This window comes from Micromonospora sp. NPDC023888 (genome assembly GCF_040639415.1).
GTDB lineage: Bacteria > Actinomycetota > Actinomycetes > Mycobacteriales > Micromonosporaceae > Micromonospora.
In genome coordinates this window covers 62265-78126 of record NZ_JBEZZW010000014.1, presented here as the reverse complement: position 1 = coordinate 78126, position 15862 = coordinate 62265, and the positions used below count along the sequence as shown (strand labels likewise).

Here is a 15862-nt window from a genome sequence, read left to right as displayed (position 1 = left end):
GTAACGGACCGACACCGCCGAGTCGTTTCCGAACGAACCGGGGACCCATGTCTCCCGGGGTGAATCCGCAACCACTGCGGTAGGGCGCCGACTTCCCGCCCGAACCCGTCAGCTAACCCGGTAGGCGGTCAGGAAGAAGGAGTACGGAACCCCGGTGGCACTCCATGCCCCGCGGCCGTCGTCCGAGCGGTCGGCAGCAGCCGGCCCCACGTCGATCGCGCCGCGCCCACGCTGGTCCCGCTTCACCACCGCGCTCGCCGCACTGGCCGGCGTCGCCGTCGTCCTGACCGGCAGCGCCACGGCGGCCCACGCCGACCCGTCCGTCGCCGAGATCGAACGCCAGATCGACGCCGACTGGAACAAACTCGAACCGGTCATCGAACAGCACAACGCCACCCGGATCGACCTCGCCAACAAGCGCAAGCAGGCCCAGGCGCTGGCCGCCCGGATCGCCCCGCTTGAGCGTCAGGTCGACGTCGCGATGGACAAGGTGAGTGCCCTGGCCGTGCGCGCCTACAAGGGCGAGAACGTGCTCACCGTCAACGCGGTGCTGGGTAGCCAGTCACCGAGCGAGGTGGTCGGCCAGCTCGAAATGCTCGACCGCTTCGCGCACAACCAGCAGCAGGACGTCCGCGAGGTGGCCGACCTGCGCGACGAGTTGGCCAGGCAGAAGGCGCCGCTCGACGAGATGGTGACCCAGCTCACCCGTACCGAGGCCCAGTTGGCGGCGAAGAAGAAGCAGATCAACGACGAGATCGACAAGCTGCAGAAGCTGCGCCTCAAGGTCTACGGCAGCGGCGGCGGCGGTCCGTTGCGCCCGGCGCCCTGCCCCGGCAGCTACCCCGGCGGCGCCGCCGGCACGGCCGTCAAGTTCGCCTGCGCGCAGATCGGCAAGCCCTACGTCTGGGGCGCCGAGGGCCCGAACTCGTACGACTGCTCCGGGTTGATGCTCGCCGCCTGGGCGAAGGCCGGGGTGTCACTGCCGCACAACGCCGCCGCGCAGAGCCGCGTCACCAAGAACGTCAGCAAGGCCGACCTGCGCCCCGGCGACCTGGTCTTCTACTACAGCGACATCCACCACGTCGGCATGTACGTCGGCGGCGGCTGGGTGGTGCACGCCTCGCAGGCCGGTCAACCGATCAAGATGAAGAAGGTCGACGACGGTCCGATCCACAGCTACGGCCGTCCCGGCTGATCGAGGGTGCCGACCGAAGGGCCCGTCGCGATTCGTCGCGGCGGGCCCTCGTCGTCACCTGTTCAGCGGGTGGGCCAGGTGCGCCAGTGCTGCCACGCGCGGCTCGGTGTCGGCCCGCGCTGCCCCTGGTAGCGCGAGCCGTAGACCGCCGAGCCGTACGGGTGCTCGGCCGGCGAGGAGAGCCGGAAGATGCAGAGCTGCCCGATCTTCATGCCCGGCCAGAGGGTGATGGGCAGGTTCGCCACGTTCGAGAGTTCAAGCGTGACGTGACCGGAGAAGCCGGGGTCGATGAAGCCGGCGGTGGAGTGCGTGAGCAGCCCGAGCCGCCCGAGTGAGCTCTTGCCCTCCAGTCGGCCGGCGAGCTGGTCGCCAAGTGAGATGACCTCAAGCGTCGAGGCGAGCACGAACTCCCCGGGGTGCAGCACGAACGGCTCCCCGTCGGGCACCTCGACCGCCGACGTCAGGTCGTCCTGCTGCATCGCCGGGTCGATGTGGGTGTAGAGGTGGTTGTTGAAGACCCGGAACAGCCGGTCCAGCCGCACGTCGATGCTGGAGGGTTGGACCAGGGTGGGCTCGAACGGCTCCAGGCCCAGCGTGCCGGCCTTGATCTCGGAGACCAGGTCGCGGTCGGAGAGCAGCATCGGACCACCATAGCGGCGGGACTCAAACCCGCCGGATTCGGTGCCGGTGACCAGCGCGTCGAGCTCGCTGCTCGTACATTTGTTCGATAGAATGCCCACATGGCTTCCTGGTCCGAATTCGCCGCCGACGAGCCCCGACTCGCCGACGGGATCCGCGTTCTCCTCCAGCAGTACGGGCCGGGCTTCGGCTACCTGGCCACGGTCCGCGCCGACGGCGGGCCCCGGGTCCATCCGGTCTCCCCGGTCATCACCGACGAGGGTCTGTTCTGCTTCATCATCGACTCCCCGAAGCGTCGTGACCTCGAACGCGATGGCCGCTACGCGCTGCACTCGTTCCCTCCGGAGGAGAGCGACGACGAGGCGTACGTGGCGGGCCATGCCCGTCCGGTGACCGATCCGGCGCGGGTCGCCCGGTTGGCGCAGGGCGCCCGCGCCGAGCCACGGGTCGACTGGCAACTGTTCGAGTTCACCGTCGACGTGGCGATGCTGACCCGCCGCGAGCAGCACATCGCTGGCGTCCCGGGCCTCGCGCCGGGTCGGCCGGCCGTTCGGGTCTGGCTCGACCCGCAGGCCCCGTCGGCGGCGGCCGCCGCGCCGCTCACCGTGCCGCAGACCCGCCCGACCCGCCGCAGCCGTGACGTCCAGTGCACGGCTGCCTGACCACGGCCCAGAGACAGCCGGTGCCGGCTCCGCGCTGACGGAGCCGGCATCCGGCTGTACGCCGGGCACTGCCCCGCGCCGCCCGGCACCGCCCTCGTGTGGTCTGGCACTGCCCCGCGCCGGCGGGCACTGCCCCGCCCCGCGCCGCCCCGCGTCGCCCCCCGCGCCGCCCGGCACTGCCCCCGCGCCGCCCTCGTGTCGCGTCGCCCCGGCTCGACCCGGCCTGCGGGCGGCCGCCCCGGCTGGATCGACTCGGTTTCGGTGAAATCGCGGTGTCCCGGCCGCTCGGACGCCCCGATTTTCAGGAACCCGAGTGGATCAACCTGCGCCGACCCGGGCAAGACGGGGCAGGGCGGCCAGGGCGGCGCGCGGGCAAGCGGCGGGTCGGGTGCCTGGATGCAAGGGCTCGACGACTCGGGTACAGTGGTGCCGCTTGCGGGTGTAGTTCAATGGCAGAACATCAGCTTCCCAAGCTGACAGTGCGGGTTCGATTCCCGTCACCCGCTCCACGCGCGGAAGCCCTGGTCAGGACCGATGGTCCCGCCAGGGCTTCCGTGGTTCTAGGTCATGCTGAAACGGGGCGCTGTGCCATTGGCCCGCCTCGGCGCCCGTCCCGTCGTCCTCGGCGCCCGGTCGCGTCCGACGCCTGCTCGGCTTGCGTCGGGCCGCCCTGACGGCCTTGTCGATCGCGTCGGCGATGACCTGGTCGGCCTCCCGATTGGCGTGCTGATAGATCAGCGCGGCGCGGGGACTGTCGTGGCCCATCCGGGCCATGATGTCTCGCAGGCTGGCGCCGGGCGCCCGCGACGCGAGCGTGTTGCCGGGTCCGGTGCGCGGGCTACCCGGCGGCGCAGCTGACGTTGTTGAGCGTGAACGCGATCGGCACCGCGTCGCTGGCCTGCCAGGTGCCCAGGACGCCGAAGACCACCGAGGCGCCCGGCGCCACCAGGGGGTTGTAGCCGAGGTTCCGGGCCGTGACGGTGGCACCGCTCTGCTGGGCGGTGGTGGACCAGGACTGGACGATGTGCTGGTCACCGGGGAAGGTGAAGCTGAGCGTCCAACCGTTGATCGGCACGGTGCTTGTGTTCTTGATGGTGATCTGGGCGGTGAAGCCTCCCGGCCACTCGCTCCCGGTGCGGTAGCTCACGGTGCAGGGCGCCGCCGGCGGCGGGTCGATCGGCACCGTGGCGGTCTGGGTGAGCTCGCCGCCGGTGGCGTCGTCCTCTAACCGGGCCGTGACCTCCAGACCGGTGGCCGTACAGCCGGAGGGCACAAAGTAACCCTCGTGCCAGCTGAAGGTCGCGCCCGGATCGACGGTGACCGCCCAGCCCGGCAGCGGGTCGAGGGCCGGGCAGCCGGTGGGGATGCCGGGGCTGGAGCCGACGAACCGGGCGTAGATCGCCGTGCCGACCTGTTGCTGTTGGGCGGTGCAGTTCTGCCCGACGGCCGTGGCCCTGACGGCCTGGCCCGGAACCACCCGGGGCGGGTTGAAGGTGAGCGACTGGATCTGGACGGTACCGGCGCAGGCGTCGGCCGGGACGGTCGCGCCGGCCAGGGCGGTGCCGGCCGGATCGGCCTGCGCCGCCGCTGCGGGGACGGCCAGTGCACCGGCGGCGCAGACGGCGGCCGCGGCGAGGGTCAGGAGCGTACGCAAGAGGGTCCTCCTGGGCGAGCCGGGGGATACGGGCGTCGCCAGTTGACCGCATCAATCAATGTCTGTCAATTGACCGGACGAAAGTCCCAACCAGGGCCTTCGACGTTCCAGGGGTCACGAGCGCCGGGCGGGCCATCCACGGGCCACTAGCCACGCTTCTTACCCTTCCTCTTGGGCCTGCCCGAGGCGCCAGCCGCGGGCTTGCTGGCCTTCCTTCGCTCGGCCTTTACCGCGTCGCTCACCGCCTGGGCGATGGCCCGATCGGCCTCCGAGGTGGCGTGCTGATAGATCATGGGCCGAGGAGGAGGCTGACCCTCAGCAGGACGTAGCTGTCGGCCTGCCAGAAATACGGCAATCACGAAGCTGCATATCAAGCAGCGCCCGGCGCGAGGTCCCCCTGCGAGAGGCCGTGTAGGGGGCCGCGAGTCGCGCAACCCATCCTCGACAGGGCATAGTGTCCCGCGGCGTCATCGGCCGATGTCGCCTGCCCGTGGAGAGGGTGGTAGGAAGTGACGACGCGCCTACGCGCCCGATGGGCCCGGGCCGCCGCATTGGTCGCGCTGACCGGGGGGACGCTCGCGGTGTCCGCGGCACCCGTGGCGGGCGCCCCGGCACCCATCAGCATCCTGAGCGTGTCGGCGGAGAACGTGAATCCCGGCGACAAGGTTCGCGTTCAGATCCGCGTCACGAACAACGGGAGTGGGGCCGAAACGGCCATCGTGGTGGTCAGTGGTGGCTTGCAATGCACCACCGGCTGCCGGGCGGAGCCGAACCTCAAACCCGGCCAGAGCCAGGACTTCCAGGCCACCGTCGTCGCGCCCCAGGTGAACGCGGGCGAGACTCTCGGTCTCAACATCTCGGTCGCCGTACGGCTCGGCGGGCAGAACAGCTTCGCCTACAAGATGGTCTACATTCACGGCCCAGGCACGTCGCAACCCGGCGCGGGCGCGCCGCAACCCGGTGCGGACAAGCTGTCGTCCGAGGTGGATGGGGTGTCCGGCCAAGTCCGCGACACCAACGGCAAGGCGATCGGCGGCGTGGCTCTGACCGTCCGGGACAGCGCCGGGCACGAACACCGTACAACGAGCGACCAAAGCGGCCGGTTCTCGATCAAGTCAGGCGCCGGCAAGACGATCGCCGAGGGCCGGATCACAGTCGTCGCGGCCCTGGACGGCTATCGCACCACCCGCACGACCGTACAGGGCTCCGCCGGTGACACCGCGAGCGTGCGGCTGACCTTGGCCGCCGTGGCCGCGCCCGCCAAGACCCCGCCGTCGCCCACCGCAACGGCGGCAGCGGACGAGGCTCCCGAGCCGGAGACCAGCGTAGCCGCGGCGGCACCCCCCGCCCTCGAAACTGTCAGCGACGAGGGCAGCGGTTCGCTGCCGTTCATCCTGGGTGGCCTGCTGGTCGCCGCCGGCCTGGGCGCACTGGCTCTGCTGGTGAACCGCCGCCGGAACACGCCGGACAAGCCAGCTCCGCACGCGGCCACTCAGCTGACGGCGCCGGCCGGAGCGGGCATGAGCGACGCACCGACCGCGGTGCTGCACACGAGGCCGCCGGCCGACGGGTTCCCCGGCCCGTACAGCGGGCCCCCGCAGGGCGGCATCCAGCAGCTCAGCCACGACCCATACGGCGGGCCGGCCCGCTAATACTGTTGCGGCGGTTCGTAGCTTCCGAGCGTGCTGAGTCGGCGGTAGTGGGAGTTACGGCGTGGAGGAGCGGTTGGTTCCAGATCAGGGTACGGCTCAGGATCACGTGTCCGTGTCAGACGACGGCTGTCACGTTCCCCTGTTCCTCGCGCACCCTGTACCGGTAGCGCAGTGGTGACACGCCCACCTCGCGCTTGAACGCAGTGCTGAAGGCGCTCTCGGACGCGTATCCCAGGTGGGAGGCAAGCGACCCGACGCGGACGTCGCCGTCGCGGAGGGCGCGTTGCGCGAGCAGCATCCGCCACCGGTTGAGATAGGTGACCGGCGGCATCCCCGCAACTGTCCGGAAGCGGTCGGCGAACGACGTGCGCGACATCGCCGCGGCACGCGCCAGCTCCTGCAGGCCCCACGGTTTTCCGGGTTCGGTGTGCATGAGGGTGATCGCCGGGCGCAGCCGTTCGTCGGTCAGCGCCCGTAGCCAGCCTGGAGGCAGCTCGGCTTGGTCGACGTAGGCGCGCAGCACCTCCAGCAGCAGGAGCTGGCCATGCTGCCGGATCGCGAACGCCGAGCCGAGCCGACCGCCCGTCGCCTCGTCGAACAGCCGGTCGAGGCTTGTCCGTAGGTTGCTGGCCGCTGCGGCCGATGCCCGGACGTGCGCCATCGGAGGGAGCGCCTGCAGCAGCAGTGTGCGACCAGCCTGGTTCAGGTCCACGCGTACACCGATGAGGACGTCGTCGGAGTGCCGGTCGGCGCCGGCGAGGCCGGAGTGGCGATCGGCCTCCTCCGGGACGACCACGCGGGGCGGACCGTCGCCGGTGCCGCCTTCGACCTGCAGCCACGACCGGCCGTTCACGATCGCGACGTCACCCGGCTCCAGCTCGATCGACCCGTCGACGCCGTCGGTGGTCAGCTGGGCGCTGCCGCTCACCATCGCGAAGAACTTCAGGCGATCCTGCACCGGCGCGCGCGACACCCACCGGCCGCTGGCTGCCAACCCGCCGGTCAGCAGCCCGCGCACCTCGACGAGGTCCAACACCTCGGACAACTGATCACCGGCCACTTCCGTACTCTCGCACAAGAAATCCGGACCGACAACCATTCAGAGTACGAGGGTTCGGGCGCACAGTGGTGCCATGACACAGAACATGACCCACCGGCAGCACCCCATCGGATCCGGCTTCACCGCGGCGTCGACGGCCGACGAGGTGCTCGCGGGGATCGAGCTGTCCGGCATCAACGTCGTCATCACCGGCGGCCACCAGGGACTCGGCCTGGAGGCGACCCGGGCGCTGAGCAAGGCGGGCGCATCCGTGACGGTGGCTACGCGTAACCCCAACCGGGCGGCGGCCAGGTTGACGGGCATCGAGCGCGTCGACACCGGCCGGCTCGACCTTCTCGACCCAGGCTCGATCGACGCCTTTGTTGCCCAGTACCTCGACTCAGGGCGCCCGCTGCACATCCTGATCAACAACGCGGGCATCATGGGTGGTCCCCTGGTTCGGGACGCCCGCGGGTACGAGTCGCAGTTCGCCACCAACCATCTCGGACACTTCCAGCTGACCCTCGGTCTGCTGCCTGCCCTGCGGGCCGCGAACGGCGCCCGGGTGGTCAACCTCACGTCCGGGGGGCACCGTCTTTCTGACATCCGCTGGGACGACCCGCACTTCACCAATGGGTACGACCCCATGGGGATGCTCGGATACGGGCAGTCGAAGACTGCCAACGTGCTGTTCGCCGTCGAGCTGGACCGCCGATGGGCCGCAGACGGAATCCGGGGCTACGCCGTGCATCCGGGCATCATCCACGGCACGAATCTGGGTCCCCACATCGCCGAGGGGATGGCGCGCACGGACACGTTGAGCGACGAGCAGCTGCGGGCCATGGGCCTGATCGACGAGTCGGGCCAGCCGGTCATCGACCCCGACCGCGAGCACAAGACGCCGCAACAGGGCGCCAGCACCAGCGTCTTCGCCGCGACCAGCCCGCTGCTGGCCGACATCGGCGGCGTCTACCTGAAGGACAACGACATCTCACCACTGGACGAGAACCCACAGCCCATCACCTTCGGCTCCGGGAAGCTACCCCCCGCCACCGTCGTGCCGCACGCCATCGACCCACAGTCCGCACAGCGCCTCTGGAACCTGAGCGAGGAACTGCTCAAGGCGTAACCAGGCGCAAAGCTCACCGCGGTCTCGGCGTGTCGAGTGACCCCACTCGACAGGTCGAGACCACAGTGGGGGTTCGATCCCGTCACCCGCTCCACCGCGAAGGCCCTGTCCAGGACGTGAGTCCCGGTCAGGGCCTTCGACGTCGCTGTCCACTCATCACCTGGGTGCGGACAGGTGTCCGTGCCGCGCTCGACGCGGGGGCCGGCACCGGTAGCTGGGGAGCAACCGCCGGCATGGCGAGTGAGCGGGATCTATCGGTAGTCGGCGAACACCCGACGTTGCACGCCGTCGACGGTGACCGGGCCGCCATGGGGAAGGATCCACTGCGGTCGGGTGTGGCCGAAGGGGATGCCGACGCAGACGACTGCCTCCGGGTTGTAGCGGGTCACCACGTCGACGACTGTGTCGCGCTGCTGCTCGCGAAGCCGCGCCCGATCGGCAGCCGGGGGTCGGCGGGTGTGGTCGGAGACCGGCGGACGGGCGACAAGCACCGCGTCGACGGCGCGGAGGAAGCCGCGTTCACCGAGTGAGCGGACGATCCAGCCGACCTCACGGGCGGGGAGAAGCTCCTCCGACGTCTCGATGACCAGCACCCCGCCCTGGAGAGCCTCGGGAGGAAGTGGGAAACGGCCCGCTGTCAGGATCCACTGGATGACTTCCAGGCACCCACCCCAGGTGGGGCCGGTGACCGCGCGACGGGGCCCGTACCAGCTCCACGGCTCCGTCGGTTCGCGTTCGCCGAAGGACTTCAACGCCCGCGGATCAGCCCAGTCGATCCCGACATCCTCGGACTCGCCCGGGTCGGTGATCTCCAGCCGCTCCCCGGTGAGCAACGCCGCTCGCAGCGACCGGACGTGGATGTCGTCCACGGCCGGCCCGGGGCCGAGGTGCACCTGGGAGGAGCCGCCGTAGAAGCTGGCGATGCCGAGGCCCCAGAGCCAGTGGTGCAGGTTGGTGTTGTCGCTGGTGCCGAGGAACGGCTTCGGGTCGGCTCGGGCGAGGTCGGCGTCCAGGTGCGGGATGACCGTGATCTGGTCGTCGCCCCCGACGACGGCGAGGATGCCGCGTACCTGTGGGTCGGCGAAGGCGGCGTTGATGTCCGCGGCGCGAGCTGCCGGGGTCGCACCGACCTGGCGGGTGGTCGGGTATTCGACCGGAACGAGGCCGGTCAGGTCGGCGAGCCGTCGCATGGCCTGCTGGTGAATCTCGGGAAAGGCGCCGGCCGCGGCGAAGGACGGCGAGAGGACCGCGATCTTGTCCCCGGGTCGGGCCTTGCGAGGACGAACAAGCTCATGCTGCATGTCGAGATCCAACCGGGCTGCCCGTCCGTACGCATCTCATTTCGAGACAGGTTCCAGGAGAACCACGGGGATCTCCCGCGTGATCCGTTGTTGGTAGGCGGCGTACTCCGACCTGACCGAAACCATCAAGCGCCAAAGGTGCGGACGCTCCCCGGCCGTGGCGGGGCGCGCGTACGCGCCGAAGGTCTCCGTGCCGACCTGCACCGTGACGTAGGGATCGGCGAGCAGGTTGAGGTACCACGCGGGGTGGTGGTCTGCGCCGCGGTTGGAGGCGGCAAGCACGTAGCGATCGCCGTCGCGTTCGTAGACGAGTGCGGTGCGACGCAGTTCGCCGGTCTTCCTGCCTCGGGTCGTCAGGAGCAGGTCGTTCACGCCGGGCCGTGGCCGGCCGCCGGTCTCCTCGAACCGGCGGATGTGCTCCGCGACCCAGGGATGTGGGCTGTCGTGGACCTCCGGCATCACACCTCCCGCACACTCGCGGCGGCCCGGTGGTGGCGGGGTGCCTCGATCTCGTCGACAAGTGCGATCGCGAAGTCGGCATAGCTGATCCGGCTTGCCGGGTCGCCGTGTTCGGCGATCCGGTAGTGGCCGGTGCGGGTGCCGTCGTGGTCGAAGTCGCCGGCGGGGGCCAGGTAGGCCCAGTCGAGGTCGGAGGCCCGAAGCTCGTCGAGGCCCGCCGCGTGACCCAGGTAGAAGGACCGGTACTCGTTCGGGTAGCCGGGCTGGTCCATCAGCGCGGCACCGGACGCCCCGGGCATGATCGAGGCGAGGCCGACCACCACCAGGCGACGTACACCTGCCTTGTCCAGGCCGGCGGCCAGGGCGCGCGACGACGTGGTGAAGAAGTCGTGCGGCGCTACGGACAGGTCGACGGCGGCGCTGACGGCGGCGTCGTGCCCGGCGGCTGCCCGCGCGACGCTCACGGCGTCGGTCACGTCGCCTGCCACCACCTGTACGTCGGTCAGGTCGCCGTGGCCTGCCGGGTTGCGCACCACGGCGGTGACCTGGTGGCCGCGCCGTCGCGCCTCGGCGACGGCCTGCCGTCCGGCCCGGCCGCCCGCGCCGAAGACCACGATCCTCATGAGTTACGCCCTCTCCTCGGCGGCCGGAGCCCACACGCTCGGCCGGTTCGCCGACGCTATCGAGGGTCGTGGTTACCACCGGGATACCAGTTATGGTTTGGCGATGAGGCAACCTCTGCCCGCCGACATGTTCGACGAGCTGTGCCCGTCCTCGCTCAACCCGATCCGATTCGGCGACAAGTGGGCGGCGCTCATCATCCGCTGCCTTGAGCAGGGGCCTCGCCGGTTCTCCGAGCTACGCGTGCCGCTGCGCCGCGTCACCCCCAAGGTCCTCACCCAGTCGCTGCGCTCCCTCGAACGCGACGGGCTGGTCAGGCGCACCGTCTTCGCCGGGGTCACCCCGCGGGTGGAGTACGAGCTGACGCCGGTGGGCCGCAGCATGCTCGAACCGATCGCGGTCGCCTGCGCCTGGACCGAACAGCACTGGGACGAGTTGCTCGACGCCCGCGAGTCGTACGACAACGACACCCGGCACAACCGCGCCGGGTGACCTCGCGTGCTCGCGGCCTCGACGCCGCGGCACGGTCAGCTCCCGACGTGGCGGTGGAAGGCGTGGTCGACCGCCCTGACAGCCGTCGGCGGAGCGGGCATCGGTGACACGGATACTTCTCATGTCCGTGGCAAGATCTGCCAGGTGCAGGTCGGGATGCTTGGTCCATTCGAGGTTCGCACGGACGTCGGCACCGTCATCGACGTGCCGGGTGCGCGGCTGCGCGGGCTGCTGACCGTCCTCGCGCTCAACCCGGGTCAGGTGGTCCCAAAGGGGACCCTCGTCGACTGGATCTGGGGCGAACATCCGCCCTCCGACGCGGCGAACGCCCTGCACCGCCTGGTTTCCCGGCTGCGCAAGGCGCTGCCCGACGGGTCGATCGAGGGACAGACCGACGGCTACCGGTTGATTGTCGAACCCGACGCCGTGGACGCCGTACGGTTCGAACGCCTCGTCGCCCTGGCTCGCGATGACGAGGGCTCGCAGCGGGGACGGCGGCTGCGCCAGGCCCTCGACCTGTGGCGCGGTGCGGCGATGCAGGACGTCGGTCTGGTCGACAGCGCGGCATTCGACGCGGTGGTCACCCGATTCGACAGGCTGCGCCTGACCGCCCTGGAGGACCGCTTCGACGTTGAGGTCGGCCTCGGCCACGGTCCGGAGCTGGTCGCGGAGCTGACCGACCTGGTGGCCGCGTACCCGGTGCGGGAACGGCTGGTCCTCGCGTTGATGCGGGCCCTCGCCGCGAGCGGCCGGGACAACGAGGCGCTGCTGGTGTATCAGCGCACGAGTGCGGCCCTGGCCGACGCGCTGGGCGTCGACCCCTCGCCGGAACTCTCGGCGTTGCACGTCGCGCTCCTGCGGGGCGAGGTGCAAGGGCGCGAGGTGCGACGGCGCGAGGAGAGCCGGAAGACCAACCTTCGCGCCGAGTTGAGCAGCTTCATCGGCAAGGACGAGGCAGTCGCCGAGGTCGGTGCGCTCGTCGCCGAACACCGGCTCACGACCCTGATCGGGCCGGGTGGCTCCGGGAAGACCCGGCTGGCCACGGAAACCGCGCGCAGAATGCTCGACAACCTGCCGGACGGCGCCTGGCTTGTCGAGTTCGCCGCCATCGGCGCGGACGGTGACGTGGTGCAGGCGACGCTCGCGGGGCTCGGGCTCCGGGACGCTCTGCTCGGCGAGGCACCGAGCATGGACTTGATGGACCGGCTCGTCGCCGCGATCCGCGAGCGGGATGCGTTGCTGATCCTGGACAACTGCGAGCACGTGATCGAGTCGGCGGCTGTGCTCGCGGACCGGCTGCTCGGGGAGTGTCGGCGACTGCGGATCATCGCGACGAGCAGGGAACCGCTCGGCATCACCGGTGAGGCGCTCTGGCCGGTCGCGCCGCTGGCCCTGCCGGACGTCGACGCCGACCCCAGCGAGATCGCAACCTCTCCCGCGGTCCGGTTGCTGCGGGAGCGAGCGGGCGCGGTGCGCAGGGATCTGGCGGTGGACCGTTCCACGTTGTCGACGATGGCGCGGATCTGTCGGGCGTTGGACGGCATGCCGCTGGCGATCGAACTGGCCGCCGCCAGGTTGCGCACCATGTCCATCGACCAGCTCGCCAGCCGGCTCGACGATCGGTTCCGCCTGCTGACCGGCGGCAGCCGTACCGCGTTGCCCCGGCACCGAACGCTGCGCGCGGTGGTCGACTGGAGTTGGGAGCTGCTGACCGACGCCGAGCGGGCGGTCCTGCGCCGGCTCTCGGTGTTCTCGGGCGGGGTGAGCCTGGAAGCGGCCGAACGGGTCTGCGCCGGCGGCGAGGTCGAGCAGGAGGACGTGCTCGAACTGGTCACCGCGCTGGCCGAGAAGTCGCTGTTGGTCGCCGAGAGCGACGAGGCCCTGCGCTACCGGATGCTCGGCACGATCAAGGAGTACGCCGCGCACCGGCTCGCCGAGGCGGGGGAATCGGACTCGGCGCGTCACGCGCATCTGACGTACTTCACCGACCTGGCCGCGACCGCGGAGCCGCAGCTTCGCCGCGCGGACCAGGTGAAATGGCTTGCCACTCTCGAAGTCGAGCATGACAACATCGGTTCCGCGATGCGCGGTGCCCTCGCTGCTGGCGAAGCGCACGCGGCCATGCGGCTGGCCGCGGCCGCCGGCTGGTACTGGTGGCTCGGTGGTCACCGGACCGAGGGCATGGAGTTGATCATGGCGGCCACCGAGACGCCCGGTGAGGTGAGCGACGAGATCCGGGCCACGGTGTACGCGCTCGTCGTGCTCTTCGTGAACTCGGGACCGGGCGACGAGCACCAGGCCGCGGAGTGGATTCACAAGGCATACGAGTTCAGCCGACGCAGTAACGGCAGCCACCCGGGGATGGCGCTCGTCGTCCCACTGGAACGCATGTTGCGAGCTCCGGACGCGATCCTGCCCGCATGGGAACCGCTGCTGGACGACGAGGATCCGTGGGTACGCGCACTGGGCCGCTTGCAGCTTGGCAAGATGCGGATCATTTTCGGCCAGGACGGTGGGGATGCGGAGGCGTATCTCGTGGCGGCGCTGGCCGAGTTCCGGGCCATCGGCGAACGGTTCGGGATCTCGTTCGCCCTCACCGAGCTGGCGGAGCTGATCGCCGTACGCGGTGAGTTCGCCGGTGCGTGCGAGCACTACGAGGAGGCGGCCGGGGTCGTCACCGAGGTCGGCACCGTCGAGGACATCATCCGGATGCGGTCCCGGCAGGCCCAGCTCTACTGGTTGCTCGGCGACGAGGAGTCGAGCGCGGCTGCCATGGCCGAGGCGCGGCGACACGCGGCGCGGGTCACGTGGCCTGGTGCGTTGGCGGTGCTGGCCCTGTCCCAGGCGGAACTCGCCCGCTGGCGTGGCCATGCCGACGAGGTGGCCCACCAGGTCGGTGTCGCGACGACCCTGTTGCGCGACGAGGCGAAGCAGGCGCACATCCGCGTGGTGACACACGACCTGCTCGGTTACGTCGCGGACGATCTCGATGCGGCGCGCAGACACCATGCCCTGGCCTGCGAGGCGGCAGCCTCGACGGGGCACGCACCCTCGATCGCGCGGGTGCTCGTCGGCGTCGCGGACCTGGCGTTGCGCCGTGACCAGCATGAGCTGGCCGCGCGGCTGCTTGCCGCGAGCACCGGTGTGCGAGGACGGCAGGATCATTCCCAGCCGGACGTGGCCCGGATCGAGCGGGAAGTACGGCGCCGCCTCGGCGAAGTGAGATTCGCAGAGGCGGCGCGAGAAGGCAGTGGGACGGACTGGAACCGGTTGGTCGCGGTCACGCTCGCTTCGTGAACGTGGAACGTGCCCACAGGTATCCGACGAGAGCGATGCCGACGCACCAGGCGAGGGCGGGGATCACGTCACCGCTGGACGGCGTTCCGTTGAGGAACCCGCGCAGGGTTTCGATGATCGGCGTGAAGGGCTGGTACTGCGCGAACTCGCGCAGCCCGGGTCCCATCTTGTCCGCCGGCACGATCGCGCTGCTGAAGAAGGGCAGCATGACAAGCGGTACGGAAGCCAGCCCCGCCGTTTCGGGAGACTTCGCGAAAAGCCCCAGGGCGACCGTGAGCCAGCCGGCGGCGAAGCCGAGCAGCACGATGACACCGATCACGCCGAGCCAGCCGAGGAGGCTCGCCGACGGACTGAATCCGAGCAGGAAGGCCACCCCGACCAGGGCCGCGATGGCGACCAGGTTGGTCAGTACGCTGGCGACGACGTGACCGGTCAGCACCGCACCTCGGGAGACGTGCATGACCTTGAACCGGTTGATGATGCCCTTCGTCATGTCGGAGTTCACCGCCGTCGCGGTGGCCCCCAGCCCGTAGCAGACCGCCAACAGCATCAGTCCCGGAGTGGCGTAGTCGATGTAGTCGACACCGACGCTGAAGGCGTCGCCGAACATGTACACGAACATCAACATGATCACGATCGGCATCAGGACCGCGTTGAACACCGAGGTCGGGTTCCGGGCGATGTGCTTGAAGTTGCGACGCAGCATGACGATCGAATGGGACTTGGCGCTCATTTCGCGGAAACCTCCTGGGTGCGGGTGCCCGTCAGGGCGAGGAAGACGTCATCGAGGTCCGGCGTCTGCACGGAGAACCCCTCGGCGGTGATCGCGTACTCGTCGAGCCGGTCCAGCAGGGCCCGCAGCGAGGCGGTTCCGCCGTCACTGGGAACCCGCAGGGCCAGCGCCTCGTCGTCCCGGGTGGAGTCGGTGAGCACCCGGGCGGCTGCGTCGAGTTCGGCGACGGTGGTGAAGCGGAGCCGGACGTGCGTGCCGGGGATCTGGCGCTTGAGCTCGTCGGGCGTGCCCTGGGCGACAACGCGCCCCTGGTCGAGTACGGCGATCCGGTCGGCGAGCTGGTCGGCTTCCTCGAGGTACTGGGTGGTGAGGAAGATCGTCACACCGTCGGCCACCAGGTCCCGGATGATCGACCACATCGTGCGGCGGCTGCGCGGATCCAGGCCCGTCGTCGGCTCGTCGAGGAAGATGATCCGCGGGTTTCCGACAAGGGTCATCGCCAGGTCCAGTTTGCGGCGCATACCGCCGGAGTAGCTCGACACCGGCTTCTGCGCGGAGTCCGTCAGATCGAACCGCTCCAGCAACTCCGCGACGACCCTCCCGCCGTCCCTGGTGGGCACCTGGCTCAGGTCCACCATCAGCCGCAGGTTCTCCTGCCCGGTCAGCAGTTCGTCCACGGCCGCGAACTGACCGGTGACACCGATCGCCGCGCGTACCGCCTTGGCCTGGGTGGCGGCGTCGTGGCCGGCGATGCGTACGGTCCCACCGTCGGCCTTCACCAACGTGGTCAGCACGTTCACCGTCGTCGTCTTACCCGCCCCGTTCGGGCCGAGCAGGGAGAAGATCGTGCCCGCGGGGACGTCCAGATCGATGCCGTCGAGCACGACCTTGTCCTTGTAGGCCTTCCGCAGTCCGGAGACCGCAATCGCTGAACTCGTCATGCAGCTACCATCGGCGGCCGGCCTGTCACCGCCCTGACGCGACCGTGA

15 protein-coding genes, 1 tRNA gene and 1 riboswitch are annotated in these 15862 nt (G+C 70.2%); of the genes, 7 read left to right on the top strand and 9 right to left on the bottom strand.

Annotated elements, in window-relative coordinates; genetic code table 11:
* Positions 1–5: 5 nt before the first annotated feature.
* A riboswitch (cyclic di-AMP (ydaO/yuaA leader) is annotated at positions 6–141 on the top strand.
* A 13-nt stretch (positions 142–154) separates the two neighbouring features.
* The gene (locus AB0F61_RS15265; protein ID WP_357809227.1) at positions 155–1195 is read left to right on the top strand and encodes an NlpC/P60 family protein; all 1041 of its coding nucleotides are present in this window, start codon (positions 155–157) and stop codon (positions 1193–1195) included.
* A gap of 62 nt (positions 1196–1257) precedes the next feature.
* Here the strand turns inward: AB0F61_RS15265 and dcd are convergent, their stop codons facing one another.
* Complete coding sequence (gene dcd, locus AB0F61_RS15260) at positions 1258–1836, bottom strand: dCTP deaminase (protein WP_285792496.1); 579 nt, start codon at positions 1834–1836, stop codon at positions 1258–1260.
* Between the two features lie 99 nt (positions 1837–1935).
* On the opposite strand from dcd, the gene AB0F61_RS15255 reads away from it, so the two are divergent.
* Complete coding sequence (locus AB0F61_RS15255; protein WP_357809222.1) at positions 1936–2496, top strand: pyridoxamine 5'-phosphate oxidase family protein; 561 nt, start codon at positions 1936–1938, stop codon at positions 2494–2496.
* A 435-nt stretch (positions 2497–2931) separates the two neighbouring features.
* Positions 2932–3005: transfer RNA gene (locus AB0F61_RS15250), tRNA-Gly, on the top strand.
* A 16-nt stretch (positions 3006–3021) separates the two neighbouring features.
* Here AB0F61_RS15250 and AB0F61_RS15245 read toward each other — a convergent pair.
* Both AB0F61_RS15245 and AB0F61_RS15240 read right to left on the bottom strand, forming a co-directional pair.
* Positions 3022–3261 carry a hypothetical protein gene (locus tag AB0F61_RS15245; RefSeq protein WP_357809219.1) on the bottom strand — a complete coding sequence of 80 codons (240 nt, stop codon included), beginning with the start codon at positions 3259–3261 and terminating at the stop codon, positions 3022–3024.
* 73 nt (positions 3262–3334) lie between these two features.
* Positions 3335–4150, bottom strand: coding sequence for a cellulose-binding domain-containing protein (locus AB0F61_RS15240; protein WP_357809216.1), 816 nt, complete (start codon positions 4148–4150; stop codon positions 3335–3337).
* Between the two features lie 551 nt (positions 4151–4701).
* Between AB0F61_RS15240 and AB0F61_RS15235 the strand changes: the two genes are divergently transcribed.
* Positions 4702–5802, top strand: coding sequence for a carboxypeptidase regulatory-like domain-containing protein (locus AB0F61_RS15235; RefSeq protein WP_357809212.1), 1101 nt, complete (start codon positions 4702–4704; stop codon positions 5800–5802).
* A 115-nt stretch (positions 5803–5917) separates the two neighbouring features.
* Here the strand turns inward: AB0F61_RS15235 and AB0F61_RS15230 are convergent, their stop codons facing one another.
* Positions 5918–6862: an AraC family transcriptional regulator gene (locus tag AB0F61_RS15230; RefSeq protein ID WP_357809209.1), complete on the bottom strand. Its 945-nt coding sequence runs from the start codon at positions 6860–6862 to the stop codon at positions 5918–5920.
* A gap of 73 nt (positions 6863–6935) precedes the next feature.
* Between AB0F61_RS15230 and AB0F61_RS15225 the strand changes: the two genes are divergently transcribed.
* The gene (locus AB0F61_RS15225) at positions 6936–7970 is read left to right on the top strand and encodes an SDR family NAD(P)-dependent oxidoreductase (RefSeq protein ID WP_357809206.1); all 1035 of its coding nucleotides are present in this window, start codon (positions 6936–6938) and stop codon (positions 7968–7970) included.
* Positions 7971–8221: 251 nt separating this feature from the next.
* Here AB0F61_RS15225 and AB0F61_RS15220 read toward each other — a convergent pair whose 3' ends face one another.
* Genes AB0F61_RS15220 through AB0F61_RS15210 form a run of 3 tightly spaced genes read right to left on the bottom strand, consistent with a single transcriptional unit; the run spans position 8222 to position 10353 of the window.
* Complete coding sequence (locus AB0F61_RS15220) at positions 8222–9271, bottom strand: LD-carboxypeptidase (protein ID WP_357809203.1); 1050 nt, start codon at positions 9269–9271, stop codon at positions 8222–8224.
* Between the two features lie 36 nt (positions 9272–9307).
* Positions 9308–9730 (bottom strand): nitroreductase family deazaflavin-dependent oxidoreductase, encoded by a 423-nt coding sequence (locus AB0F61_RS15215; RefSeq protein WP_357809201.1) that lies wholly within the window; start codon positions 9728–9730, stop codon positions 9308–9310.
* The gene (locus tag AB0F61_RS15210) at positions 9730–10353 is read right to left on the bottom strand and encodes an NAD(P)H-binding protein (protein WP_357809198.1); all 624 of its coding nucleotides are present in this window, start codon (positions 10351–10353) and stop codon (positions 9730–9732) included. Before AB0F61_RS15210 ends, AB0F61_RS15215 begins: the two co-directional genes overlap by 1 nt.
* A gap of 103 nt (positions 10354–10456) precedes the next feature.
* On the opposite strand from AB0F61_RS15210, the gene AB0F61_RS15205 reads away from it, so the two are divergent.
* Together AB0F61_RS15205 and AB0F61_RS15200 are read left to right on the top strand one after the other, a co-directional pair.
* On the top strand, positions 10457–10843 hold the full coding sequence (locus tag AB0F61_RS15205; protein ID WP_357809195.1) for a helix-turn-helix domain-containing protein: 387 nt from the start codon (positions 10457–10459) through the stop codon (positions 10841–10843).
* Between the two features lie 144 nt (positions 10844–10987).
* Complete coding sequence (locus AB0F61_RS15200; RefSeq protein ID WP_357809428.1) at positions 10988–14140, top strand: BTAD domain-containing putative transcriptional regulator; 3153 nt, start codon at positions 10988–10990, stop codon at positions 14138–14140.
* Here the strand turns inward: AB0F61_RS15200 and AB0F61_RS15195 are convergent.
* On the bottom strand, positions 14124–14873 hold the full coding sequence (locus tag AB0F61_RS15195; RefSeq protein WP_357809192.1) for an ABC transporter permease: 750 nt from the start codon (positions 14871–14873) through the stop codon (positions 14124–14126). The two genes, AB0F61_RS15200 and AB0F61_RS15195, sit on opposite strands and share 17 nt — an antisense overlap.
* Positions 14870–15814, bottom strand: coding sequence for an ATP-binding cassette domain-containing protein (locus tag AB0F61_RS15190; protein ID WP_357809189.1), 945 nt, complete (start codon positions 15812–15814; stop codon positions 14870–14872). Before AB0F61_RS15190 ends, AB0F61_RS15195 begins: the two co-directional genes overlap by 4 nt.
* Positions 15815–15862: the final 48 nt, after the last annotated feature.

Bases quoted from the DNA above. Each gene is read 5' to 3' on its own strand.
- AB0F61_RS15210 (WP_357809198.1), bottom strand. From the start codon at position 10,353: ATGAGGATCGTGGTCTTCGGCGCGGGCGGCCGGGCCGGACGGCAGGCC.
- AB0F61_RS15215 (WP_357809201.1), bottom strand. From the start codon at position 9,730: ATGCCGGAGGTCCACGACAGCCCACATCCCTGGGTCGCGGAGCACATC.
- AB0F61_RS15205 (WP_357809195.1), top strand. From the start codon at position 10,457: ATGAGGCAACCTCTGCCCGCCGACATGTTCGACGAGCTGTGCCCGTCC.
- AB0F61_RS15195 (WP_357809192.1), bottom strand. From the start codon at position 14,873: ATGAGCGCCAAGTCCCATTCGATCGTCATGCTGCGTCGCAACTTCAAG.
- AB0F61_RS15245 (WP_357809219.1), bottom strand. From the start codon at position 3,261: ATGGGCCACGACAGTCCCCGCGCCGCGCTGATCTATCAGCACGCCAAT.
- AB0F61_RS15190 (WP_357809189.1), bottom strand. From the start codon at position 15,814: ATGACGAGTTCAGCGATTGCGGTCTCCGGACTGCGGAAGGCCTACAAG.
- dcd (WP_285792496.1), bottom strand. From the start codon at position 1,836: ATGCTGCTCTCCGACCGCGACCTGGTCTCCGAGATCAAGGCCGGCACG.
- AB0F61_RS15220 (WP_357809203.1), bottom strand. From the start codon at position 9,271: ATGCAGCATGAGCTTGTTCGTCCTCGCAAGGCCCGACCCGGGGACAAG.
- AB0F61_RS15225 (WP_357809206.1), top strand. From the start codon at position 6,936: ATGACACAGAACATGACCCACCGGCAGCACCCCATCGGATCCGGCTTC.
- AB0F61_RS15255 (WP_357809222.1), top strand. From the start codon at position 1,936: ATGGCTTCCTGGTCCGAATTCGCCGCCGACGAGCCCCGACTCGCCGAC.